This is a genomic window from Lysinibacillus sp. NPDC097162 (assembly GCF_044762185.1).
In the GTDB taxonomy this organism is placed as follows: domain Bacteria; phylum Bacillota; class Bacilli; order Bacillales_A; family Planococcaceae; genus Lysinibacillus.
Genome location: NZ_JBIWDT010000001.1, coordinates 1,890,123 through 1,912,129, shown reverse-complemented (window position 1 = coordinate 1,912,129; position 22,007 = coordinate 1,890,123). Strand labels below are relative to the sequence as shown.

Sequence of the window (22,007 nt, the reverse complement as noted above, 5' to 3'; positions counted from 1 at the left end):
CAAAAGAGGGGGAGGTTAAGATGCAACATTTTTGGGTTGTTGGCACAGATACGGATGTTGGTAAAACATTTGTTACCACATTATTTATGCGAAATTTGCAAAAACAGGGCTTACACGTGACGCCTTATAAGCCGGTACAAACTGGTGAAGTACATGACGGTGAGCAATCCTATTACTACGATACGGCTATGTATGAAAAATATTCTTTACAATTGCTCGACCGAGAAAATTTAAATGGCTATTCGTTCAAAGAAGCGGCATCACCACATTTTGCGGCTCAGCTGGAGGGGCAACAAATAAATACACAGCGATTATTAAGTCAAATGCAGCAATTACAGCAAAAATGGGATGTTGTTATTTGTGAAGGGGCAGGAGGGCTTTTTGTACCGTTAGATTCATATGGCGAAACGACACTTTTGGATGTTATTGTTCAAAGTAAATTACCAGTAGTCGTTGTTACTCGCACAACACTTGGTACAATAAATCACACACTTTTGACGTTAGAAGCATTAAGTAAACGTAAAATTGAAGTTCTTGGCATTGTATTTAACGGTGACACGGGTAGTGGTATGGAGCAAGACAATATTAAAACGATTTTAAGGCATCACCCATTACCATTTGCGACTTTACCGAAGCTGAAACATATATCGCACATTATGGACTTAGCTATTACGGATACATCATTGTTTGAAAGGCTGTCAAAACATGAAACAAGTATTAACTGAGTTACAAGAAACCGATTTGCAACATGTATGGCATCCATGCTCACAAATGAAGGATTATGAGGACTTCCCACCAATTGTTATTAAAAAAGGGCAAGGTGTATGGTTGTACGACGAAAAGAATCATCGCTATTTAGATGCTGTTTCCTCCTGGTGGGTAAATTTATTTGGACACGCCAATCCACGTATTAGTCAAGCTTTAAGTGAGCAAGCATTTACTTTGGAGCATGTAATCTTTGCAAATTTCTCACATGTTCCAGCGATTAAGCTCGCGCAAAAATTAGTAGCTTTAACACCACATAGTTTGCAAAAAGTATTTTTTGCAGATAATGGCTCATCCGCTATAGAAATCGCATTAAAAATGAGTTTTCAGTATCATATGCAAATAGGAAAAACGACGAAAAAACGATTTCTAGCATTAACAGATGCTTATCACGGCGAAACACTTGGCGCTTTATCAGTCGGTGGTGTCGATCTTTATAATGAGATGTATCAACCACTATTATTGGATACAGTGCGAGCACAGGGGCCAGATTGTTTTCGTTGCCCTTTCAATAAAAATTCGCAAAGTTGTGATGCCCAATGTATTCAATTCGTTGAAGAAGAGCTAATTACGCATCATAAGGAAATTACAGCGGTCATAATTGAGCCACTTATTCAAGCAGCGGCAGGCATGAAAATGTATCCAGTTATTTATTTACAGCGTTTACGGGAGTTATGTACAACATACGATGTCCATCTAATAGCAGATGAAATTGCGGTTGGCTTCGGTCGAACAGGTACTCTCTTTGCTTGCGAACAAGCTGAAATTTCGCCAGATTTTATGTGCTTGTCAAAGGGCTTAACAGGTGGTTATTTACCGCTTTCGGTCGTGTTAACAACAAATGAAGTATATCAAGCATTTTATGATGATTATGCGACGATGAAAGCATTTTTACATTCGCATAGTTATACGGGGAATACTCTTGCTTGCCGCGTTGCACTAGAAGTATTGTCGATGTTTGAAGAAGAGCATTACATAGACATTGTGCAAGACAAAAGTGAACGCATGCGTAAGCTAGCAGTAGAGGCTTTTAGTGATTTGCCTTTTGTTGGCGAATATCGGCAAGTAGGCTTTGTCGGGGCAATAGAGCTAGTGGCGAATCGCGAAATGAAAGAGCCATTACCGAGTGAGGAGCGTATCGGCTATCAAATATATAAAAGAGCATTAAAAAAAGGATTACTTATTCGTCCACTAGGGAATGTTTTGTACTTTATGCCACCTTATATTATAACGGACGAAGAAATGCGATTTATGATTCAAACAACAAAAGAAACAATTGTTCAATTTTTTGAAGAACGGGGGAATCATGCATGTTTCAACGACAATCAACGCTCTCACTTGTAATGATAGCGATGTTTGCTGCTTTAACAGCTGTTGGGGCATTTATTAAAATACCACTTCCTGTAGTGCCGTTTACATTACAAATTGTTTTTGTTTTTTTGGCAGGTTGCTTACTTGGTGGTCGCAATGGATTTCTAAGTCAGCTCGTTTACATAGGAATTGGGTTAGCAGGCATGCCAGTTTTTACCCAAGGAGGAGGCATTACATATGTATTGCAACCGACTTTTGGTTACTTAATAGGCTTCGCACTTGCAGCATTAGTGATTGGTTTTCTAATTAATCGAGTAGAGGTGCCATCGAAAAAACACTTCATCGGTGCAAATATTGTAGGGCTTATCATTATTTATGCAGTAGCTGTGCCTTATTTATATATGGCATTGAATGTATGGTTAAACATGAAATCAAGCTGGTCTCATGTTTTCTTAGTAGGTTTTCTTAATAGTATTGTTGCAGACTTTTGCCTAGCGATTGCCTCTGCCTTTTTAGCAGAACGATTATATAAAGTATTTCGTTCCGCTAGAGCTTTAAAACTTGTGCGAGTTGAAAAGGAGAATGTTCAATGAATTGGTTACAGTTAGCAGATGAAGTGATTGCGGGCAAAATTATTAGTAATGACGAGGCGCTTGCCATTTTAAATAGTGATGACGATGACATTTTAAAGCTAATGGACGGTGCCTTTGCCATTCGTAAGCATTATTACGGTAAAAAAGTAAAGTTAAATATGATCATGAATGCAAAGAGTGGCTATTGTCCAGAAGATTGTGGGTATTGCTCGCAGTCATCTAAGTCGACAGCCCCTATTGACAAATATCCATTCATTACGAAAGAGGAAATATTAGCAGGGGCAAAACGCGCGTTTGAAAATAAAATAGGAACCTACTGCATTGTAGCAAGCGGACGTGGACCGACTCGTAAAGATGTCAATGTAGTGAGTGAAGCAGTTGAAGAAATTAAAGCGCAATACGGCTTAAAAGTTTGTGCATGTCTTGGATTACTGAAAGAAGAGCAGGCACAACAACTAAAAGAAGCAGGTGTGGATCGCTACAATCATAATTTAAATACATCTGCACGCCATCATTCTTATATTACGACTACACACACGTATGAAGATCGTGTAAATACGGTTGAGGTTGTGAAAAAACATGGTATTTCTCCATGTTCAGGGGCCATTATTGGGATGAAGGAAACAAAAGAGGATGTCGTGGAGATTGCTCGTGCCCTGCACCAATTGGATGCAGATTCGATTCCGGTAAACTTCCTACATGCGATTGATGGGACGAAGCTAGAAGGAACACAGGAGTTAAATCCTCGCTATTGTTTAAAAGTTTTAGCGTTATTCCGTTATATAAATCCAACGAAGGAAATTCGCATTTCTGGAGGGCGCGAAGTAAATTTAGGTTTTCTTCAGCCATTCGGAATGTATGCAGCAAATAGTATCTTTGTCGGGGATTATTTAACGACTGCAGGGCAGGAAGTGAATAGTGATTATCGCATGCTCGAAGATTTAGGCTTTGAAATAGAACTTACACAAAAGCAAGAAGAAGTGTTTTGTTAATTCATCATCCTTATAAAATAAAATCTACTACTACTAAATGATGATTGAAATTGGAAGACTGTCTGTACATCGTGGAAAAGGCGTACAGACGGTTTTTCTAGTAGCCAGTTATGCTCAGGCTAAAGCTATCGTAGGCAAGTAAACGGTTCATAATTTATACCTAAAATATGAAGATTTTCACAAATTGTTCAATGAAAGCGTTTTGAAATTGAACAGTTTGTGAAGGGCTTCACATAAAGCTTTATTTTTTAAAAAAAGAGAGTACAATAGGAATTAGCAAGAAGTTGTTATAATACAGTTAGTTCTTTTTATCACATTTTTGGTGATTGTTATATTACAAAAATAAAATTGAAAGGAGCGGTTAGAATGTGGGTTGTAACAGTATTTGAGAATAAAAATATTCGTATTTTCGAATATACAAACAAAAACGAGGCAACAGCAGCGTTAGCGAAATTTAAGAAGAATGCCGTTTTAACATATACAAAATAATACTTTAAGTAGTTTAAAGAAACCTCGTTGTACGTAATAACGTACGATGAGGTTTCTTTATTTTTATTAGTGTATGAGTATTGAAAAGGCACTATAAAGTAATAAAAGAGCCATTAAAATATTAAATGGCTGACGATATTTAATGAGCACTTTGCGAAAAACTGAACCGAATAGTGCCCAACTAAATGTACTTGTAATGCCAACAAATCCTAAAAATAGGGCGAAAAAAATGTAGCTCGTAAACGATGAATAATATGGAAGAATATAGGTTGCAACGACTGTGATGCCAAATAAAATACCTTTCGGATTTACAAATTGCAAGAAGACACCGAGTAGCAAAAAGCTTCGACTATTGTCTTTAGTATGGTGACTATTTTCGTCATTTTCTTTAGAGGTTAATATTTTAAAAGCTAAATATAACATATAGCCCACCCCTAAAATGGTTAATGGGACGGTTATTATGGGCATGACGCTGATGAGGGCAATATTAAAAAAACAGCTTAATGCAGTTATTGTGCAAAAACCAATTCCAACACCTAGACAAAACTGAATCGTTTTTCCCAATCCATATTGATTGGCAAATGCCATTGCCATAATGTTGTTCGGACCTGGTGTAAAGCTAGTAATGACAACGAATACTAAAAAAGATATGTAAGGCATTTTAGTCCTCCTTGTATTTTGTATGTTATAATGTCTGAAATAAACAGTATAACGTCGTTCTTTTTATTATACAAAATGTACGTTATATTGTACATACGATAAGAGGTGATTGTAATGGAGGAAATTCATCTTATTTTTGCAAGAAATTTAAAAGCAATTCGAGAAAAAGAAAAATTAAGCTTAGAAAAAGTTTCTCAGCTATGCGGTGTTAGTAAAACAATGATTGGACAAATTGAAAGAGGAGAGTCCAGTCCGACGCTTACAACAATATGGAAAATTGCAAATGGGCTAAAAGTATCTTTTACTTCCCTAATCCATCAACCGCAGACGGATACTGAAGTCGTTTTAAAAAAGGATATTCAAGTATTGTCAGAGGATAATGGAAAATATAGAGTATATCCGAATTTTCCATTTCAAGAAGATAGTCGATTTGAAATTTATATGATTGAAATTGATAAAGATGGGAAATTAAGCGCTGAGGCTCATAAAGAAGGAACAGAAGAGTTTATTACCGTTTTTGAAGGCGAATTAATGATTCGGGTTAACGACAACGAGTATAGATTAAAAAATGGCGATTCTATCCGATTTAAAGCTGACCGTCCTCACTTCTATAGTAATACCGGTGATACATTAACTAAGTTAAGTATGACAATCTATTACCCTAATGAAAAATAAAGAACCGTATAAGCGCTTATACGGTTCTTTTTGTTTTTATAAAATGCTGCCTAAACGTTTAATCCCTTCACGGATAATTTCAGGTGTTGCATTTGTATAGTTTAGGCGCATTGTGTTTACGCCTGTTTTAGATGTATAAAATGGGTCACCAGGAACGAAAGCGACTTTTTGTTCCATTGCTTTATTGAAAACGTCTAATGCGGAAGCTCCGTTATTCATAGTAGCCCAGATGAACATCCCACCATCTGGTTTTGTGTATTCAACATGTGCAGGGAAGAATTCTTGCATCGCGTCTAGCATTGCATCAGATTGATTTTTATATAAAGAAACAATTTTTTTCACGTGTTCCGTATAGTCATTATTCGCTAAATAATCATAAATGACATATTGAGAGAAAATATTTGTGTGTAAATCAGTCGCTTGCTTTGCTGTTTCAATATGTTTCATTAACTCTTTGTTTTTTGTAATGACAAAGCCAAGGCGCATACCTGGTGTAACTGTTTTAGAGAAAGAACCTAGTAAAATACTATTTTCGAGTTTTCCGGCACCGATATAAGGTAATGGCTCACCTTGGAAGCGTAATTCTCCGTACGGATCATCTTCAATTAGTGCTACGTCATATTTAGAAATGATGTCATAAATTTGTTGACGTTTTTCCTTTGAATACGTTAGTCCCGTTGGATTTTGGAAATTTGGAACAGTATAGATGAATTTAACGTTAGGCTGCTGTATAGCTTTCTCTAACTCTTCTAAGTTAAGACCATCGTTTTCAAGTGTTACACCATAAAAAGTAGGCTCACTTAATGTGAAGGCTTGAATAGCACCTAAATAGCCTGGCTCCTCAATCACAATGCCATCACCTTTATTAATAAGTACTTTCCCAATGAGTTCAAGTGCTTGCTGTGAACCAGTTGTTATTAATATATCATCCTCATGGATATCTAGCCCGTGAACACGGCGATATTTTGCAGCGATATATTCACGTAGAGGCGCATATCCTTGTGTAGATGAATATTGGAATAATCGACTGCCATTTTCACTAATGGCATGATCTACAGAAGCTTTTAATGCATCGATTGGGAAGGAGATTGGGTTTGGAAGCCCTCCAGCAAAGGAAATGACATCGTCGGCATCCGTTACTTTCAAAATATTACGGATGAATGAAGATGGTGTGTTTAAGATTCTTTCAGAATATTGCATAATTTTATCGGTCCTTTTTTCTGATTTTTTAAAAATTATATCATTGTAATCATTTGCATACAATATTATGATTGTATGCAAGACAATTAAAATATTGTATGCAAATCCGAAAGAAAGGGGCTTGAAAAATGCCATTCAATTCATTTGAGGAATACCCAATGAGCTGGAAGCCGAATATCCGCAATATTACAGGGCCGATATATATTGCAATTGCTGAGCAGCTTGAACAGGATATTAAAGAAGGCATTTTATTGCCAGGTACAAAGTTGCCACCACAACGAGAGCTTGCTGATTTTTTAGATGTAAATTTAAGCACCATTACTCGTGCGTTTAAGCTTTGCGGACAGAAGGGTCTAATTTATGCTTCAATAGGGAGCGGTACATTTGTTTCTTCTGATGCCGCCACGAATAAAATTTTATTACCTACAAGTCATTCTGCTCATATGATTGAGTTGGGCTCAGTATTGCCTGCAACTTACGCCAATGAGGAAATAACGCGCTATATGAAAAAAATGCTGAATGATTCTAATTTTAGTAAGTTATTTCAATATGGGCGACCCGAGGCGAATGCTTGGCAAACAGAAGCTGCAGCAAAGCTTTTGGAAAAAGTCGGCTTTCAAACAGATCAGCCGATATTGTTTGGGGCAGGGGGACAAAATGCAATTGTTGGTACACTAGCAGCATTGTTTCATCCAGGAGATCGTATTGGAACAGATCCGATTACATATGCTGGGATAAAAACGGCGGCCAATATGCTTGGTATACAGCTAGTGGCTATTCAGCAAAAAGATGGAGAGATGACTAAAGAAGGACTCTTATATGCTTGCAAAAATGAACATATAAAAGGACTTTATGTTATTCCTGATTTTCATAATCCAACTACCCATACAATGTCAATCGACACGAGGAAAATGATTGCAGAAGTGGCAAGGCAAAAAGATTTAATCGTTATTGAGGATGCGATTTATAGTTTTATACAGGAACAGCCACTTGCACCTATCGCATTTTATGCACCAGAAAAGGTAGTTTATATTGCAAGTGTGTCCAAAACGATTTCACCTGGATTAAGGCTCTCTTTTGTTGTGACGCCTAGTGCTTTAAGAAAGAAAATTATTGAAACATTATATAATATTAATATATCTGTATCACCAGTCATGGTAGAACTTACTGCTAGATTGATTCAAGATGGTGTTGCACAAACAATCTTAGAGAAACACCGATTATATGCTAAACAGCAAAATGCACTAGTTAATCAATATTTAGGTGAATACAACATTTTAGGCAATGATGAATGCATTTTTAGGTGGCTTATATTGCCTGAAAAATTTACTGGTGTGCAGTTTGAATTACTTGCATCGAAAGCGGGCGTACAAGTGTATGCTGCAGAGCGTTTTGCGGTAGGCAATACAAAACCTGTAAATGCAGTCCGATTGGCGATTACTGCGCCGGAAAATAGCATGCAGCTAGAGCAAGCCTTAACGGTGTTAAAGGAATTGCTCGAAAGTGATGGTGACTATACATTTATAGATTAAAATAGAAAGTACATAATAATGGTATGTGTGGTGAAATGATGGAACATAAAGGACGGATTATTTTTCATGTTGATATGAATAGTTTTTATGCATCTGTTGAGCAGGCGCATGACCCTAGTTTAAAAGGGAAACCGATTGCAATTGCAGGCAACCCAAAGGAGCGTCGGGGAATATTAGTGACATGTTCATATGAGGCGAGGGCGCTTGGCGTTTATACGACAATGACGGTACATGAAGCGAAACGAAAATGTCCAGATCTGTTGTTGCTACCACCAGATTTTCAAAAATATCGTGAGGCTTCTAAAGCGATGTTTGCTATTTTAAGAAGCTATACAGAACTGGTGGAGCCAGTATCAATTGATGAAGGCTATATGGATGTTACACTATTAAGTAAGGAACGCCATGCACTTCAAATTGCCCAGGAAATACAAACTCGATTATTAACAGAGTTGGATTTACCTTGCTCTATTGGTGTTGCCCCTAATAAGTTTTTAGCCAAAACAGCATCAGATATGAAAAAACCGATGGGTATCACAGTGTTAAGGCTACGGGATATTGAACAAGTGCTTTGGCCACTTGAAGTAGTCAAAATGCATGGTATTGGTGAAAGTACAGCCAAAAAGTTAAATGACCAAGGTATTTTTACAATCGGCAATTTGGCTATGGTTGAGGAACATAAAATCAAGCATATTTTAGGTAAGAATGGGGTTAGACTGCGTGCAAGAGCAAATGGAATCGATACAAGAGAAGTTGACCCAAATGCCATTTATGATACAAAAAGTGTCGGCAATTCTACGACATTACCGCAAGATGTAACCGATATTCGACTACTGCATAAAACAATCGATGGGCTGTGCCAAAAAGTAGCAGAACGACTCGATGCGAAACGTCTAGCAGGTTCCACAGTTAGTATACAAATACGTGGTGCTGATTGGCACAATCATACACGCTCAAAGTCGATGAAGAATGTAATTTATCGCTTTGAAGATATTTTTGAGATTGCCTGTGCGCTCTTTGATAAACATTGGGACGAGTCGCCTGTTCGGTTACTCGGTGTTACTGTTTCGAATGTAGTTGATCGAAAAGATTATAGTCAACAGTTGTCTATTTTCAATTTTGAAGAGCATGTAAAAGACGAGCCTATATTAAAGGTAGTGGATGAGATTGAAGGGCGCTTTGGGAAAGGCATCATTAAACGAGGTGTTGATATAGGTAAACGATCTTCTTATCAATCACAAACAAGCTTTAGTAAAGATTTTTTAGACGATCACGAATAGGGGTGGACCTAAGACCAAAAGGGGCATTACGTTCAACGTAAACCCCCATCTGCGCCTTTTATTTCATCGGATTAATAATTCCGTAAAAAACAATATCTTCAAATGAGTCATTTTTATAAATGTGGTCTTTAAGCGTACCTTCATATTGCATACCACATTTCTCCATAATCTTTCCAGAAGCGGGATTTGATTTAAAATAGCGAGCGTAAACACGATGGTAGTTTTTCTCTGTAAACACAAAGTCGATTAGTGCCTTGGCTGCTTCCGTTGCATAGCCATTGCCCCAATGCTCCTCACCAATCCAATAGGCGATTTCGCCATTTTTGTATTGTTGATGATTCGAAATACCGATTGCCCCATATAACTGACCACTTTGTTTGTCTGTAATCGCAAATTCATACATTTTATCTAAGTCATAGTGCTTTTCATGATTTGCAATCCATGTAAGAGCACAATCTAATGAATATGGATAAGGTAAATTCAACGTGCTTTTGTATATATTGTAATTGTTACAATAATTACTGACTTCTTGCGCATCCGTTTCTTTAAAAAGACGTAGCAGTAGACGATCTGTTTCTAGTGTTTTTTCAGTTTTACTATAAATCATGTTATTCCTCCTATTCTTCCAGTTATTTAATGCTATGAAAAAGTAGTATAACACGTATAATGGTTATTTTGTATAATTAAGGAAAATTAATTTTGTTTTTTACTAGAAAATGATTGTTAAAACAATTAACATTTTTGTTCATAACAAAAAATAAAATAAGTGAATAATTAGCAAACCTATATGGCACATTAACATATAGGAGGTGGAAGAAAAATGTCTAAAATTATCGGTGTCGAACAATCATTATCAAATGTTGAAAATGCTTTAAAAGCAAAAGGTTATGAAGTGATTCAGCTTCGTAATGAAGAGGATGCAAAAAAATGCGATGCTTGCGTAATAACAGGGCAAGACAGAGATGTTATGGGAATTAGCGATCCTATAATGGCAGGACCTGTTATCGATGCAGCTGGGCTTTCTGCTGATGAAGTAATACAACGTGTAGATCATTATTTCCACTAAATATGGCAAAGGGTGCTGTTTTTGAAGTCTGAAGTGACTTCAGAGCGGCGCCTTTTAATTTCATTTTTGAAGTACTATTCATAATATCTTTATAACAGCATTTCCTTTATAATTATCACTAGCTACATATTTTTAACAATCATGGGTAGACATAAGGGGAGAGAAGGAAATGGAAATACTTCACGCGACTATGGATGAATTAGAAGAAGTAACAGTGCTATTTGATGAATACCGCCAGTTTTATGGACTTGAATCAGATAGAAGTAGTGCTAAAGCATTTATCCAATTACGAATGGCTTTAAAAGAATCCATTATTTTTATTGCTGTAGTAAATGGGAAAACGATTGGCTTCGCACAATTATATCCAACTTTTTCATCTATTGCATTACAGCGTGCATATATATTAAATGATATATATGTAACGGACGATGCTAGAGGCCAAGGGGTGGGCAAAGCATTGATGGAGAAGGTGTTTCAATATTGTGAGCAACAAGATGCACGGTATGTTACGCTTCAAACGGCTACAGATAATGTTCATGCACGAAAGTTATATGAAAATCTTAATATGAAACAAGATCAATATTGTAATTATGTTAAGTATTTTAATTAAGAATAAGCATCTCATCCATTTTGGATGAAGATGCTTTTTTGTATTGTATTTACGATAGAGTAATAGGTTTCAAGACGTAAGTCACAAATAATTAAAAGGGTTTTAGAAACATTTGTAAAATATATATATTAATAACTTTAAAGGAGGGCAGACAATCATAATAAAATCTAGAGGGATTCCAACAATTTATACAATGTCCGTTGGAATCACTAATTTATATAAACTAAAAGGAGCAATATATGAAAGCTATCGTATTTGATTTTGATGGAACATTGGCGAATACTTTACCAATTTGTTATTATGCTTTTCAAAAAGTATTTAAAGACTATGATAATAAGGATCTTACTGCAAATGAGATTAAGGAAATGTTTGGTCCTTCTGAAACAGGTATTATTATAAATAATCTCTCAAATCCTAATAAGGAAGAAGCTATCGAATATTACTATGCTCAATATGCCGAATTACATAAAAGTTTGGTAGAAGTTAATCCTGAAATTCGTGAATTATTGACCTCTTTGAAAGAGGCAAATATAAAAATAGGAATTTTCACGGGAAAGGCAAAAAGAAGCTTGGATATCTCTCTAAAAGCATTAGATATGGAAGGGCTGTTTGATGTCATCATAACTGGTGATGATGTATTAAAACCTAAACCTAATCCAGAGGGTTTAGTAAAAGCATTATCTCTTTTAGAGGTTGAAAATTTTGAGGCGGTTTATATTGGAGATAGTGATGCTGATATCGTGGCAGGTTTGCAAGCGAATGTCTATACGATTGGCGTACAATGGTTACCCGAATACCAAACAGAAGAGTTCAACGAACAACCAAATTCAATCATAAAAAGTGTCACAGAATTCAAGCAGTCCTTAAAAGTAGGGATTTTATGAGTTACCAATGGTTGGAATGGGCAAAAAAAATACAAGCATTATCTCAAGCGGGCTTAACTTTTTCTAAGGATATGTATGATATCGAGCGTTATGAGGAATTACGTAACATTAGTGCAGAGATTATGGCACAATACACTGAACTTGACATGACGAAAATTAAGGACTTATTTACGAATGAAACAGGTTATCAAACGCCGAAAGTGGATGTTCGTGGTGTCGTTTTTAAAAATAATCAAATATTAATGGTAAAAGAGAATATTGATAATAAATGGGCATTACCAGGAGGGTTTTGTGATATTGGATTATCTCCTTCAGAGAATGTAGTAAAGGAAATTAAAGAAGAGTCTGGTTATGATGTAATGCCAGTAAGACTTCTTGCGTTATTGGACAAAAATAAACACCAGCACCCTCCTGAACCATATCATTACTATAAGATATTTATTTTGTGTGAGATTATTGGAGGGGAAGCTACGATAGGTATTGAAACGAATAACGTTCACTTTTTTTCGCAACACAATTTACCGCCGCTTTCTACTAATAGAAATACTATGGCACAAATAGATCTTCTCTTTGAATTTTTACGGACACCAGAAAAGAAAACATTATTTGATTGAGATGAAAGCTATTTTTTGAATAAAGGTATTGGGCATAAAGACAAAAGACATCGAGAAGTTCAACTCGATGCCTTTCGTCCTTTTTTTACTTTAGCAGCTAGTTACTGTACTTCGAGCGTATATGGTTGTGTACTAGCTTTGCCGTTTACTTCACTAACCTCTATATAATATGTTCCTTTATCTAGTTCAACGGAACCTACTTCAGTATCTTTGGAACCGTAAAGATCTAATGTTTCAACCGTTTTTCCATTGGCATCAATAATACGAATTACACCATCTAAACCTTTTTCAGTTTGTAAGGAGAATAACACATCGCGTTTGCGGTCATTGTAGAATTCGAAATAGTCTTTATCGCCAAATGGCACACTAGCATTTAAATATTGATTAGCCGTATATTTATCGCCGTTTTTCGTTAGCATAGTTGGTTTTGTTGGCACACCATGCACTAATGTGGAATCTGCATCTTCATCAACATTTTTATGATTAAATACAGATAATGTGTATGGTTGGAGCGATAAGAGCCCAAAGTCCGTGGCGTTAAGAGTAATAAAGTAACCGCGATTTCTTTTCGTTAGGAAAGATGTGTTGACCTCTGAAGTACCTGAGAGACCAAGAAATATTTCAAATAAGTTTTCACCTTGTCCAAACGGTATTTCTTTCGCTAGTTCATCGTAGTCGATTTGCATATTGCCGTTTGTATCCTCAATAATTGAACCAGAAAATTTCAAGTCAAATTGTAGTTCCTTTGGTATTTGATTGAGTTGTTCATTTGTATATGGAACGGAAGATAACAGAAGACTCAACACTGTATCCTCGCCCCGATGTTTATAGTAGTAGTAATCTTTATCATCATTATAGAGGAGATGATTTTGATAATCGATACCTGGTTCAATCGTTTGAGCAGTGATGTCTGTATTAATTTCATTGTTTTTGTCTTCAGGTATAGCTGCCATTTTTCTTGATGTAAGTGAATATGGTTCGATGGAACGGCCACCAAAATTAACAATTTTGATAACATAAGTTTTATCTTTTTTCAGAGCAATTGTTTTTGGATCGTCTTCATCAATTGTTACTCCGTAAAGTAGACCAATCAGCCCCGAATCATTCGCTAATGAAGAAAGTGGAAGCAATTCATTTGTTTCCTCATCAAATTCAAATATAGTGCCAGTTGGCTCTTGATTATTTCCTTTTTTAATTTGGAAACCATAAATCGCATCTTCTGGAGCAGTAAATACGAAATAATCTTCATCATATTCAGTTTGGAAGTATGCTTTTTGATCTTCACCGATATTAAAAGGAATCGCATTCGTCATAATGAGATCCGCATCTAAACCATTTTCCTCAAAATCGGGACCTGAAAGAAGATTTAAAAAATTTTTTCCTCGTTCACGTTTTTTTGCTTTATTTGGAGCTGGTGCGCCATCACTATTTTGTACATCGTCTTCAAGCATTGGCTCATCCAATGGAAGTCCGTCTTCATCTTCAGGAAGATGAACAATTTCTCCTTTTAACGTGTAAGGAATAATTGATTCATTCATGTTCGCTTTTTCCTCGTTATCAATACCGCCATTAAAGAGCATATCGATTGACAATGCGCCACTGTTGTCATTGGATACACTTAGTACATACTCTTCATCAGGGATTGCATCGAAAACGATACTTACACTTTCACCTTTTGCTGAGCTTGAAGATGCTTGTAATGGGTAAGGTGCATTTTCATTCCATTCGTCTTCATCTATTTGTTCTGTTGATATGTTATCCAAATCACTTTTTAAATAGATTTCCATTGATGCTGTAACACCAGGTAGACCAGATAAATCAAATTTCAATGTTGATGGTTGCGTTACTGAAAATGTAAAGTAATCTTGGTCACCTTGTTGATCGTCTGAGAGTAACGTATAATTTTCTCCTGCCGTACTAAATGGGAACTGTTGAATTTTATGTGCACTATCCATTGCTAATGAATCGATCGGTAATTCATTTGTCGTTTGCGCTGTGAAAATATAGTTTGATGCACCTTTTAAGCTATAGCCACCATTATGATCCTTAACGCCAATAAGAAGCGTTCCTGCTTGCTCTGCTTTATAAAGGTAGCCTTCTTGTTTTCCTGCGCGAACATCATTGACATTGATAGTTTCAGACTCATCTTTTTGACCTGTAGGGTAGAAGTACAAGTCAAATGCATAGTCATAGTTGCTAGCACCTTTTAATGATAGTTGAACATATTCCCCTGCATCTAATTCAATTTTATACCATTTCTTTTCATCTGGTAGCTTGAATTCGCCTTTTTCGGTATTCAGACTATTTTTATTAAGCACTTTGGCATTGGTTAGACGCTCTTCTTTTGTTTCAGAATAGCGCTCTGGTAGGTTGTTTAAATCGAAGTGCATTGCTTTTAATGGGTCGACGAGGCCATGTCCATAGGTTAGGTCGTAGCCTCTTTCACCTAAATCCTTTGCGGTCATTTCGAGTATTGCCTCTATTTCATGAGGCTTTAAAGTGGGATATTTTGATTTTAGTAGGGCTGCTACACCCGCAACTACAGGAGATGCCATAGAAGTCCCGCTAAATGCTGTGAAGGATGACCCCTTTTTTCGATCATAAACGGTACTATAAATATCTTCTCCTGGCGCAACTAAGTCCACTGATGGTCCATAGTTGGAATAGCTTGATAGTCTATTGCGTTCATTTGTAGAACCAACGCTAATGACACCTTCGAAAGAAGCGGGGAAGGAGTATTGATCTGTTGAATCATTACCTGCAGCAGCTACAATCGTAATGCCTTTATCGATTGCTTTTTTAACGGCTTCCTGCATTAGTGGAGATTCTCCGTAGCCACCGAGACTCATATTAATAACGTCAGCGTTTTGTTCAATAGCGTAAAGTATACCTTGTGCAATAACGAAATCATTTGCAGTTTGTTTGCCGTTAAAGACATCTATTGGAAGAATCTTTGCTGATGGATAAATACCATGTCCACCAAGCCCATTATCTTTAGTAGCTGCAATAATGCCTGCTACATGCGTCCCGTGTGGATCAGAAAATGAGGTATTGGCAGGCGTTGCTGCATTATAAGGTGGAAGCACTTGAGACTTCAAATCTGGATGTTTATAATCTACACCAGAATCGATAACTGCTACTTTGACCTCATGATTTCCTGCTAATGATAAAGCCTTATCAATTTGCAGTAGATTTATATGATACATATCCTTTTTCTTTGGATCGACTGCATTATTAAAGGATTGGTACTTGTAGCTTGGAGATACACTTTTGACTCCGTTTTGCTTGGCATAATACGAAACAGCCTCTGTTAATGTTATGCCTTTTTTTAGTTGGATTACTTCGTAACCTAATGAAGGAATCGATCGAATTACTTTTGAACCAATTTTACTATGTACGGTCTTCGCAAGACCCGAATGTTTGACGATAATAGTATCGGCACTAATCCATTCGTTTCCTCCTGTTTGATCGTTGAACTGCTTTAATGCTTGCCTTTTGTTGCTAGCGAGCATACTTGTCACCAATTCTGGGTTCTGTGGTGCTTCGGCAAAGGCAGAAGCAGCAGGAACCATTAGTGCAGAACATGCTACGACAGCGATTGATTTCATCACCCAGTTTTTCAATTGTTTTTCCTCCTTCAGTAAAATATGACATTTCACTATTTATAACGGATGGAAAATAGAAAAGTTTCATATCTCAATAAATTTTTTTCAATTGTTTTAAAATTGTTTGAGTGCCTGGCACCCAAACAATTTAGAGCTGCTCGATAAGTGTTTGTAAGTCTTCTTTTGATCGAGGCATAGGCATGCCAACGTCAAATAGCTTTTTGTTTTGTAAGGCGAGGGTTATTTCAAAAACCCAAGGTCGTTCAAGATGGGCTAGTTCAAGTAACTTCTCTTGATAGAACAATTCGACCGGGTCCCCATTGTAAATGACTTTCCCAGCCTCCATAACAATTATTTGATCCGCCCATTCATAAGCCAAAGCGATATCATGGGTCGCCAATAAAAAAGTTCGTTCCCCATTTTCTAATTTAGCTAAGTAATGTAAAAGTTGTGCAGCATAATAATTGTCTAGTCCAGCAGTCGGTTCATCTAATAGTAATACAGAAGGTTCCATTGCCAGCACACCTGCCATGGCAACACGTTTTTTCTGTCCGACGCTTAAAAAATGTATGGGCTTATCAAGTAATGACTCAACCTCTGTTTGTGCTACTGCCCAGGCGATTTTTTCCTCGATTTTTTCATGAGACCAGCCAAGATTTAATGGCCCGAAAGCGATATCTTGCTTTACTGTACCTGAAAAAAGTTGATTGTCAGCATCTTGGAATACGATGCCGACTTGCTGACGTAATGCGGATAATGCTTTTCTAGAATAGCTAAGCGCTTCGTTGCAAAACGTAATGCTGCCATCGGTCGGTTTTAAAATTCCATTTAGATGCTGAAATAGTGTTGATTTGCCAGCACCATTATGACCTAGTAGGGCGATTTTTTTCCCCTTTGGAATTTGCAATGAAATATCTGTAAGTGCCTCGGTACCGTCTGCATAGGCATATGATAAATGTTTAAGATCAAAATAAAGCTCTGTCATGAGAAAAAACCTCCATATATTACGAGGAATAAAAATATAAAAACAATTCTAAACCAGTTTTTCTTGCTATAACATACACTGTCTTGCCAATAAACAGATTCGCCACCACGTGCTAGCATCGCATTATTTAGTTCACGACTACGTTGAAACATTTCCGCAAACAATGCTGCAATAAGCATGGAAATCGACCGTAGCCATTGCATAGGTGATTGATAGCCAAGGCGTGATTGTTGAGCAAGATGAATTTTTTGCATGCTATTTAAAAAGATGAAAATAAATCGATACGTTAGCTCTACTAATTCTACAAATAAAGCAGGAAGACGCCATTGACGTAAGACGTGACAAATAGATTGGACCGATGTCGTTAAAATTAAAAAGTATAAACAGCTAATACTGCCTAATACAGAGAACAATAGCTGCTGTGCTGTGATCAAGCTTTCATTTCCGATGAAAAAAGTCCAATTACTAAGAGAAAATGCCCAGAAATGTGCTGGGAGGTTACTTGAATTTGGTGCAATTGAAATCAAAATAGATAGTAAACTGGATAGCAGAAAAAATCCTGGTAACAGCAGTAATTTCGCATAGTATTGGAAAGGGATTTTTGCGCCTAAAATGATAAAAGCACTCATTACAATAAATGTAATGAGTGAAATAAGTTCATCTCTCACGATAAGCGACAATAGCAGTAACCCCAAGGAAAACGTCATTTTTTCTAACGGATGAACGGACGCTAGTTTATTCATATAAGCATACTTATCAATGAGTAACATCGTTTAACCTTCCTTATGCTTGCCGCGCATATAGCCTACGAAATAGCCAATAAAGCCAGCACCAATCGCAGCCTGTAATACGAATAATAAGCTTTCAATTTCACCACTTGGTGGCTCCCATAAGCTTTCAAACCATGGTTCATATTCTGCATTAATTTCACCGATTGCAGCTTCAGCTTCTCCGTCTGCACCACCGAATTCTGCACCTTTTTGTACGAAAAGAGGGATGATTGCTAAAAGTACAACGACAGCTAGTAGCAGTAAATTTTTCTTCATCCTAATGTGCCTCCTTTGCTGAGAAAACACGTAGTGCCTTTAATTCGCTCACATTGTATTTTTTTAAGAAATTCATAACGATAACTGTTAAAATTCCTTCACTAATTGCTAGAGGGATTTGTGTTAAAGCAAAAATACCTGCAAATTTTGTGAATGAAGCCATAAAGCCTCCTACTTCAGAAGGGAAAGCCAATGCTAATTGAACTGAAGTGACAACATATGTACCTAAGTCCCCAAGCATCGCTGCAAAAAAGACAGCAATAGAGAATGATAGACCGATTTTTTGAGAACCTTTAAAGACATAATACGCAATAATTGGTCCTACAATCGCCATAGAGAAAGCATTTGCACCTAAAGTGGTAATACCACCATGTGCTAAAAGTAATGATTGGAATAATAAAACGATTGTTCCAATCACACTCATGGCTAATGGTCCGAAAAGAACTGTACCAAGGCCAACACCAGTAGGATGTGAGCAACTTCCTGTTACTGATGGAATTTTCAGTGCCGATAAGACGAATGCGAATGCACCTGATAAGCCTAATATCATTTTCGTTTCAGGATTTTCGTCAATTGTTTTACGAATAGAACGTAATCCTAAAATAATAAATGGAATCGAAATAACCCACCAAAAAATCGCCCATTCAATCGGCAAAAATCCTTCCATGATATGCATGGCAAACGCTCGTTTTGGTACTAGTAAAAGAGCCACTAAGAAATAACTAAGTTTCCAAAAAGAAAATTTCAAAACCTTTCCTCCTCAACAGTAATTTTCGAATGTAGCGTGCGCAATAAAAAAAAGCACTTCTCCGTTTCGGAAAAAGTGCATAGCTGAAAAAGCAAATAGAACTGTCATTTGCCAAGCCGCACACCTATCCTCGTAGGTTGAAACGATCACGATTTTCTCGGCAGGTCTCCTGGCTTTAGTTCAACATTTTATAGGCCTTCCCGTCCTATGGACAGTGACATTTTCTATAAAATTCCCTAGTACAGTGGCGGGACCGCGCCGGACTTGAACCGGCTTCCCTTTTAAGCGAAATGTATACACTTCGCACCGAAAAAAGATGAAGTTGTGAGTTTTCACGATGAAGTGTAACATGTTTTTCCAATCATAAGCTATCCTTTTTTTTTGTAAAAAATTTTTTATAAAATAACAATCTAGAAAATTCAGATAAATGTCAGAGAAAATCTATCAATTTTAATGAAATATTTGTTGAAATTTTAATAAAAATCTAATAAATAAAAAAGAAATGTTGAAAAGTATAAAAATGATAGGCTATGATAGAAACAGTTTTATATTCGTTTTATTAACATTTCATTTCAAAATTTAAATATAAATCCATCATTAAGTGCTCGATATACTTCGAGATAATAGGGAAATCGGTGTAAATCCGATACAGCCCCCGCTACTGTAATAGCTGATGAAATCGCAATGCCACTGAAAACTTGGGAAGGCGCGAAAGTAAGAGGAAGCTTAAGTCAGGAAACCTGCTTAGTTGATGATATGCAAACTTTTCGGAGGGAGAAGTGAAGCGAGAGCGGATACGTGTATATTCGTTTTTATTTTGGCTTCTATAAAACCTTTACTCTTCGATATCGAGTAAAGGTTTTTTCTTTTTCCTAAAAGTAGAATGAGGGGAGAAAAGCAATGACAACTTGGAATTTAGAGGGCATGAAAACCCATCTTTTTATTTGTAATGGTAGTAGTTGCATGAAAAAAGAAGCTGAGGAAATTACGCTCGCAATACGAGACGAAATAGAGAAATTAGCACTCGATAAGGAAATACATACGACAAGAACGCGTTGTAATGGCAGATGTAAAGATGCTTGTGTTGTGATCGCGTACCCACAGGGAAATTGGTATCGTGTACCAACAGTTGAGCATGGTAGAACACTTGTACAAGATTTAAACCATGATTCTTTACACAGCGAGCATGTTTTTACACTGACAGAAGGTACGTTGCAACGTACCCCACAAACAACAGCCATTAAAGGCATCGACAAGGTGAAAGAGGGGTAAAAAATGGCGCAAAAAGGAAAGATTTTTGTTGTAGGCTTTGGACCTGGAGATTTCAAGCATATTACGACACGTGCTGTAGAGGCATTACAACAAAGTGAATTTATTATCGGTTATAAAACGTATGTTGAGCTCATTCAAGATTTAGTAAGTGCGAAGTCGATTGTTAGTACTGGTATGACAGAAGAAGTGTCACGAGCACAAGAAGCGGTACGTCAAGCGGAGGCTGGAAATATCGTTTCTGTTATTTCGAGTGGTGACTCAGGCGTATATGGGATGGCTGGACTTGTATATGAAGTACTAATTGAGCTTGGGTGGACGGAAGCAACAGGTGTTGAAGTCGAAATTGTGCCAGGAATTTCTGCTATTAATTCGTGTGCAAGTTTGCTAGGCGCACCGATTATGCATGATTCTTGCACGATTAGTTTAAGCGATCATTTAACACCTTGGAATTTAATTGCAAAGCGTGTGGAAGCTGCGGCGATGGCCGATTTTGTCATTGCGTTATATAACCCAAAAAGTGGTCGCCGTACACGTCAAATTGTAGAAGCCCAACGGATTTTACTAGAATATCGATCACCGGATACACCTGTAGGACTTGTGAAAAGTGCCTACCGTGATCGTCAGGAAATAACGATGACGACTTTAGCAGAGATGCTCGAGCATGATATCGGCATGTTAACTACAGTTATTATTGGAAATTCATCGACATTTTTTTATGACAATAAAATGATTACACCGCGTGGCTATCAGCGCAAATATACACTTGGAGAAGAAAAACAGCCTTTACGTCCACACCAGCGTTTAAGAGAAGAAAATGAGCCGTGGGCAATGAACCAAGAAACAGGTACTGCAAGTCATGACTTTGCTGCAGATCCAAATGCAGGACGTCTGAAAAGTAGTATTGCGATAGCACCTGCGCCTGTATCGGTACAAGAAAAATCATCTCTAGAAATGGCAGCAACTGCACTAGCCATGGTGAAAGGAACAACTGTCACAAAGGCTACAACGAAGTTAGTTCAGCAAAAAATGGAGTCGATTTTTGAACTTGCTGTTAGTCCTGGGGTAGCAAATAAATTTTTCACTCCACAGCAAATGATGACGTTAGCTGAAGTTGTGGGAGATGAAGGCACGATGGAATATACACCTGACCATCAAATTCATTTAAAAATTCCAACGACAGAGCCAGAAATTATTACTGAAAAGTTAAGAGAAGTAGGCTTTTTACTCGCACCAATTGGGGATGTGCTGTCATTAAAGGCTTGTGACTTCTGTTATGGCGAGAAGGCAGATTCAATTCCATATGCAGAGGAGATTCAAGCAAAGCTTGGTGGGTTGTCGTTGCCTAAAACACTGAACATTGGTTTTAATGGCTGTGGCATGGCGTGTTATCGTGCAGTATTTGACGATATAGGTATCGTCTACCGGAAAAGTAAATTTGATGTTTTTATCGGTGCGAAACCAGTAGGGCGTACTGCACATGCAGCACAGCCGGTTGTAGAGGGACTAGAGCCAGAACAGCTTATTCCGCTTATTACAGACATTATTGAGGAATATAAGGCAAATGCACATCCAAATGAACGCTTATTTAAGTACTTCAAACGGGTGAAAAAAATATTGCATTTTACGTATCAAGATATGTCGTCAAAAATAAAAGTAGAGCCAGCTCCGTGCGGCGACTAGTGA

The 22,007-nt window shown here is 37.2% G+C and carries 22 protein-coding genes and 2 riboswitches; of the genes, 14 read left to right on the top strand and 8 right to left on the bottom strand.

Features of this window, described 5'->3' with window-relative positions; translation table 11 throughout:
- Nucleotides 1–20 precede the first annotated feature (20 nt).
- The 5 genes from bioD to ACIQXW_RS09715 all read left to right on the top strand — a co-directional run bounded on the left by bioD (nt 21) and on the right by ACIQXW_RS09715 (nt 4,150).
- Nucleotides 21–725, top strand: coding sequence for a dethiobiotin synthase (gene bioD, locus ACIQXW_RS09735; RefSeq protein ID WP_402761563.1), 705 nt, complete (start codon nt 21–23; stop codon nt 723–725).
- A complete protein-coding gene (gene bioA / locus ACIQXW_RS09730) occupies nt 706–2,109 on the top strand; it encodes an adenosylmethionine--8-amino-7-oxononanoate transaminase (RefSeq protein WP_402761560.1) in 1,404 nt (467 codons plus the stop codon). The genes bioD and bioA overlap by 20 nt, the downstream gene beginning before the upstream one ends.
- On the top strand, nt 2,076–2,669 hold the full coding sequence (locus tag ACIQXW_RS09725) for a biotin transporter BioY (protein WP_402761557.1): 594 nt from the start codon (nt 2,076–2,078) through the stop codon (nt 2,667–2,669). Before bioA ends, ACIQXW_RS09725 begins: the two co-directional genes overlap by 34 nt.
- Nucleotides 2,666–3,661: a biotin synthase BioB gene (gene bioB, locus ACIQXW_RS09720; protein WP_401017436.1), complete on the top strand. Its 996-nt coding sequence runs from the start codon at nt 2,666–2,668 to the stop codon at nt 3,659–3,661. The genes ACIQXW_RS09725 and bioB overlap by 4 nt, the downstream gene beginning before the upstream one ends.
- Nucleotides 3,662–4,027: 366 nt before the next feature.
- Complete coding sequence (locus ACIQXW_RS09715) at nt 4,028–4,150, top strand: hypothetical protein (RefSeq protein ID WP_340823925.1); 123 nt, start codon at nt 4,028–4,030, stop codon at nt 4,148–4,150.
- A gap of 66 nt (nt 4,151–4,216) precedes the next feature.
- On the opposite strand, the gene ACIQXW_RS09710 is transcribed toward ACIQXW_RS09715, so the two are convergent.
- A complete protein-coding gene (locus tag ACIQXW_RS09710) occupies nt 4,217–4,810 on the bottom strand; it encodes a LysE family translocator (protein ID WP_402761554.1) in 594 nt (197 codons plus the stop codon).
- A gap of 114 nt (nt 4,811–4,924) precedes the next feature.
- Here ACIQXW_RS09710 and ACIQXW_RS09705 point away from each other — a divergent pair, with 114 nt between their 5' ends.
- A complete protein-coding gene (locus tag ACIQXW_RS09705) occupies nt 4,925–5,485 on the top strand; it encodes a helix-turn-helix domain-containing protein (protein ID WP_402761551.1) in 561 nt (186 codons plus the stop codon).
- A gap of 36 nt (nt 5,486–5,521) precedes the next feature.
- Here ACIQXW_RS09705 and ACIQXW_RS09700 read toward each other — a convergent pair whose 3' ends face one another.
- The gene (locus ACIQXW_RS09700) at nt 5,522–6,685 is read right to left on the bottom strand and encodes an aminotransferase-like domain-containing protein (protein WP_402761548.1); all 1,164 of its coding nucleotides are present in this window, start codon (nt 6,683–6,685) and stop codon (nt 5,522–5,524) included.
- A 128-nt stretch (nt 6,686–6,813) separates the two neighbouring features.
- Between ACIQXW_RS09700 and ACIQXW_RS09695 the strand changes: the two genes are divergently transcribed.
- Complete coding sequence (locus ACIQXW_RS09695) at nt 6,814–8,217, top strand: aminotransferase-like domain-containing protein (RefSeq protein ID WP_340823931.1); 1,404 nt, start codon at nt 6,814–6,816, stop codon at nt 8,215–8,217.
- Between the two features lie 38 nt (nt 8,218–8,255).
- On the top strand, nt 8,256–9,494 hold the full coding sequence (locus tag ACIQXW_RS09690) for a DNA polymerase IV (RefSeq protein ID WP_402762499.1): 1,239 nt from the start codon (nt 8,256–8,258) through the stop codon (nt 9,492–9,494).
- 58 nt (nt 9,495–9,552) lie between these two features.
- Here ACIQXW_RS09690 and ACIQXW_RS09685 read toward each other — a convergent pair whose 3' ends face one another.
- The gene (locus ACIQXW_RS09685; RefSeq protein WP_401017427.1) at nt 9,553–10,101 is read right to left on the bottom strand and encodes a GNAT family N-acetyltransferase; all 549 of its coding nucleotides are present in this window, start codon (nt 10,099–10,101) and stop codon (nt 9,553–9,555) included.
- 213 nt (nt 10,102–10,314) lie between these two features.
- Here ACIQXW_RS09685 and ACIQXW_RS09680 point away from each other — a divergent pair, with 213 nt between their 5' ends.
- From ACIQXW_RS09680 to ACIQXW_RS09665, 4 genes are all read left to right on the top strand, one after another.
- The gene (locus ACIQXW_RS09680; protein ID WP_401017425.1) at nt 10,315–10,560 is read left to right on the top strand and encodes a YkuS family protein; all 246 of its coding nucleotides are present in this window, start codon (nt 10,315–10,317) and stop codon (nt 10,558–10,560) included.
- A gap of 169 nt (nt 10,561–10,729) precedes the next feature.
- The gene (locus ACIQXW_RS09675) at nt 10,730–11,170 is read left to right on the top strand and encodes a GNAT family N-acetyltransferase (RefSeq protein ID WP_401017424.1); all 441 of its coding nucleotides are present in this window, start codon (nt 10,730–10,732) and stop codon (nt 11,168–11,170) included.
- A gap of 239 nt (nt 11,171–11,409) precedes the next feature.
- Entirely contained in the window at nt 11,410–12,054 is a 645-nt protein-coding gene (locus ACIQXW_RS09670) for an HAD family hydrolase (protein ID WP_402761543.1), read from the top strand.
- Nucleotides 12,051–12,668, top strand: coding sequence for an NUDIX hydrolase (locus ACIQXW_RS09665; RefSeq protein WP_402761540.1), 618 nt, complete (start codon nt 12,051–12,053; stop codon nt 12,666–12,668). The genes ACIQXW_RS09670 and ACIQXW_RS09665 overlap by 4 nt, the downstream gene beginning before the upstream one ends.
- Before the next feature lie 101 nt (nt 12,669–12,769).
- Here ACIQXW_RS09665 and ACIQXW_RS09660 read toward each other — a convergent pair whose 3' ends face one another.
- The 5 genes from ACIQXW_RS09660 to ACIQXW_RS09640 all read right to left on the bottom strand — a co-directional run bounded on the left by ACIQXW_RS09660 (nt 12,770) and on the right by ACIQXW_RS09640 (nt 19,052).
- Nucleotides 12,770–16,291, bottom strand: coding sequence for a S8 family peptidase (locus tag ACIQXW_RS09660; RefSeq protein ID WP_402761537.1), 3,522 nt, complete (start codon nt 16,289–16,291; stop codon nt 12,770–12,772).
- A 130-nt stretch (nt 16,292–16,421) separates the two neighbouring features.
- The gene (locus tag ACIQXW_RS09655) at nt 16,422–17,258 is read right to left on the bottom strand and encodes an energy-coupling factor ABC transporter ATP-binding protein (RefSeq protein WP_340823942.1); all 837 of its coding nucleotides are present in this window, start codon (nt 17,256–17,258) and stop codon (nt 16,422–16,424) included.
- The gene (cbiQ, locus tag ACIQXW_RS09650; RefSeq protein WP_402761533.1) at nt 17,255–18,028 is read right to left on the bottom strand and encodes a cobalt ECF transporter T component CbiQ; all 774 of its coding nucleotides are present in this window, start codon (nt 18,026–18,028) and stop codon (nt 17,255–17,257) included. Before cbiQ ends, ACIQXW_RS09655 begins: the two co-directional genes overlap by 4 nt.
- A gap of 3 nt (nt 18,029–18,031) precedes the next feature.
- Nucleotides 18,032–18,304, bottom strand: a complete 273-nt coding sequence (locus ACIQXW_RS09645; RefSeq protein WP_173478982.1) for an energy-coupling factor ABC transporter substrate-binding protein — start codon at nt 18,302–18,304, stop codon at nt 18,032–18,034.
- Between the two features lies 1 nt (nt 18,305).
- Nucleotides 18,306–19,052, bottom strand: coding sequence for an energy-coupling factor ABC transporter permease (locus ACIQXW_RS09640; RefSeq protein ID WP_340823946.1), 747 nt, complete (start codon nt 19,050–19,052; stop codon nt 18,306–18,308).
- A gap of 142 nt (nt 19,053–19,194) precedes the next feature.
- A riboswitch (cobalamin riboswitch) is annotated at nt 19,195–19,378 on the bottom strand.
- Between the two features lie 256 nt (nt 19,379–19,634).
- Nucleotides 19,635–19,814, top strand: a riboswitch (cobalamin riboswitch).
- 138 nt (nt 19,815–19,952) lie between these two features.
- Here ACIQXW_RS09640 and ACIQXW_RS09635 point away from each other — a divergent pair.
- Together ACIQXW_RS09635 and cobJ are read left to right on the top strand one after the other, a co-directional pair.
- Nucleotides 19,953–20,324 (top strand): (2Fe-2S) ferredoxin domain-containing protein, encoded by a 372-nt coding sequence (locus ACIQXW_RS09635; protein ID WP_401010180.1) that lies wholly within the window; start codon nt 19,953–19,955, stop codon nt 20,322–20,324.
- Between the two features lie 3 nt (nt 20,325–20,327).
- Nucleotides 20,328–22,004 carry a precorrin-3B C(17)-methyltransferase gene (cobJ, locus tag ACIQXW_RS09630; protein ID WP_401017410.1) on the top strand — a complete coding sequence of 559 codons (1,677 nt, stop codon included), beginning with the start codon at nt 20,328–20,330 and terminating at the stop codon, nt 22,002–22,004.
- Nucleotides 22,005–22,007 lie beyond the last annotated feature (3 nt).

What these genes read in the sequence shown, in the direction of transcription:
- bioB (WP_401017436.1), top strand. Translation starts at nt 2,666, where the DNA reads ATGAATTGGTTACAGTTAGCAGATGAAGTGATTGCGGGCAAAATTATT.
- ACIQXW_RS09710 (WP_402761554.1), bottom strand. Translation starts at nt 4,810, where the DNA reads ATGCCTTACATATCTTTTTTAGTATTCGTTGTCATTACTAGCTTTACA.
- bioD (WP_402761563.1), top strand. Translation starts at nt 21, where the DNA reads ATGCAACATTTTTGGGTTGTTGGCACAGATACGGATGTTGGTAAAACA.
- ACIQXW_RS09705 (WP_402761551.1), top strand. Translation starts at nt 4,925, where the DNA reads ATGGAGGAAATTCATCTTATTTTTGCAAGAAATTTAAAAGCAATTCGA.
- ACIQXW_RS09670 (WP_402761543.1), top strand. Translation starts at nt 11,410, where the DNA reads ATGAAAGCTATCGTATTTGATTTTGATGGAACATTGGCGAATACTTTA.
- ACIQXW_RS09680 (WP_401017425.1), top strand. Translation starts at nt 10,315, where the DNA reads ATGTCTAAAATTATCGGTGTCGAACAATCATTATCAAATGTTGAAAAT.
- ACIQXW_RS09715 (WP_340823925.1), top strand. Translation starts at nt 4,028, where the DNA reads ATGTGGGTTGTAACAGTATTTGAGAATAAAAATATTCGTATTTTCGAA.
- ACIQXW_RS09685 (WP_401017427.1), bottom strand. Translation starts at nt 10,101, where the DNA reads ATGATTTATAGTAAAACTGAAAAAACACTAGAAACAGATCGTCTACTG.
- ACIQXW_RS09665 (WP_402761540.1), top strand. Translation starts at nt 12,051, where the DNA reads ATGAGTTACCAATGGTTGGAATGGGCAAAAAAAATACAAGCATTATCT.
- ACIQXW_RS09655 (WP_340823942.1), bottom strand. Translation starts at nt 17,258, where the DNA reads ATGACAGAGCTTTATTTTGATCTTAAACATTTATCATATGCCTATGCA.
- ACIQXW_RS09695 (WP_340823931.1), top strand. Translation starts at nt 6,814, where the DNA reads ATGCCATTCAATTCATTTGAGGAATACCCAATGAGCTGGAAGCCGAAT.
- ACIQXW_RS09725 (WP_402761557.1), top strand. Translation starts at nt 2,076, where the DNA reads ATGTTTCAACGACAATCAACGCTCTCACTTGTAATGATAGCGATGTTT.
- cbiQ (WP_402761533.1), bottom strand. Translation starts at nt 18,028, where the DNA reads ATGTTACTCATTGATAAGTATGCTTATATGAATAAACTAGCGTCCGTT.
- ACIQXW_RS09690 (WP_402762499.1), top strand. Translation starts at nt 8,256, where the DNA reads ATGGAACATAAAGGACGGATTATTTTTCATGTTGATATGAATAGTTTT.
- ACIQXW_RS09635 (WP_401010180.1), top strand. Translation starts at nt 19,953, where the DNA reads ATGACAACTTGGAATTTAGAGGGCATGAAAACCCATCTTTTTATTTGT.
- ACIQXW_RS09675 (WP_401017424.1), top strand. Translation starts at nt 10,730, where the DNA reads ATGGAAATACTTCACGCGACTATGGATGAATTAGAAGAAGTAACAGTG.
- bioA (WP_402761560.1), top strand. Translation starts at nt 706, where the DNA reads ATGAAACAAGTATTAACTGAGTTACAAGAAACCGATTTGCAACATGTA.
- cobJ (WP_401017410.1), top strand. Translation starts at nt 20,328, where the DNA reads ATGGCGCAAAAAGGAAAGATTTTTGTTGTAGGCTTTGGACCTGGAGAT.
- ACIQXW_RS09645 (WP_173478982.1), bottom strand. Translation starts at nt 18,304, where the DNA reads ATGAAGAAAAATTTACTGCTACTAGCTGTCGTTGTACTTTTAGCAATC.
- ACIQXW_RS09700 (WP_402761548.1), bottom strand. Translation starts at nt 6,685, where the DNA reads ATGCAATATTCTGAAAGAATCTTAAACACACCATCTTCATTCATCCGT.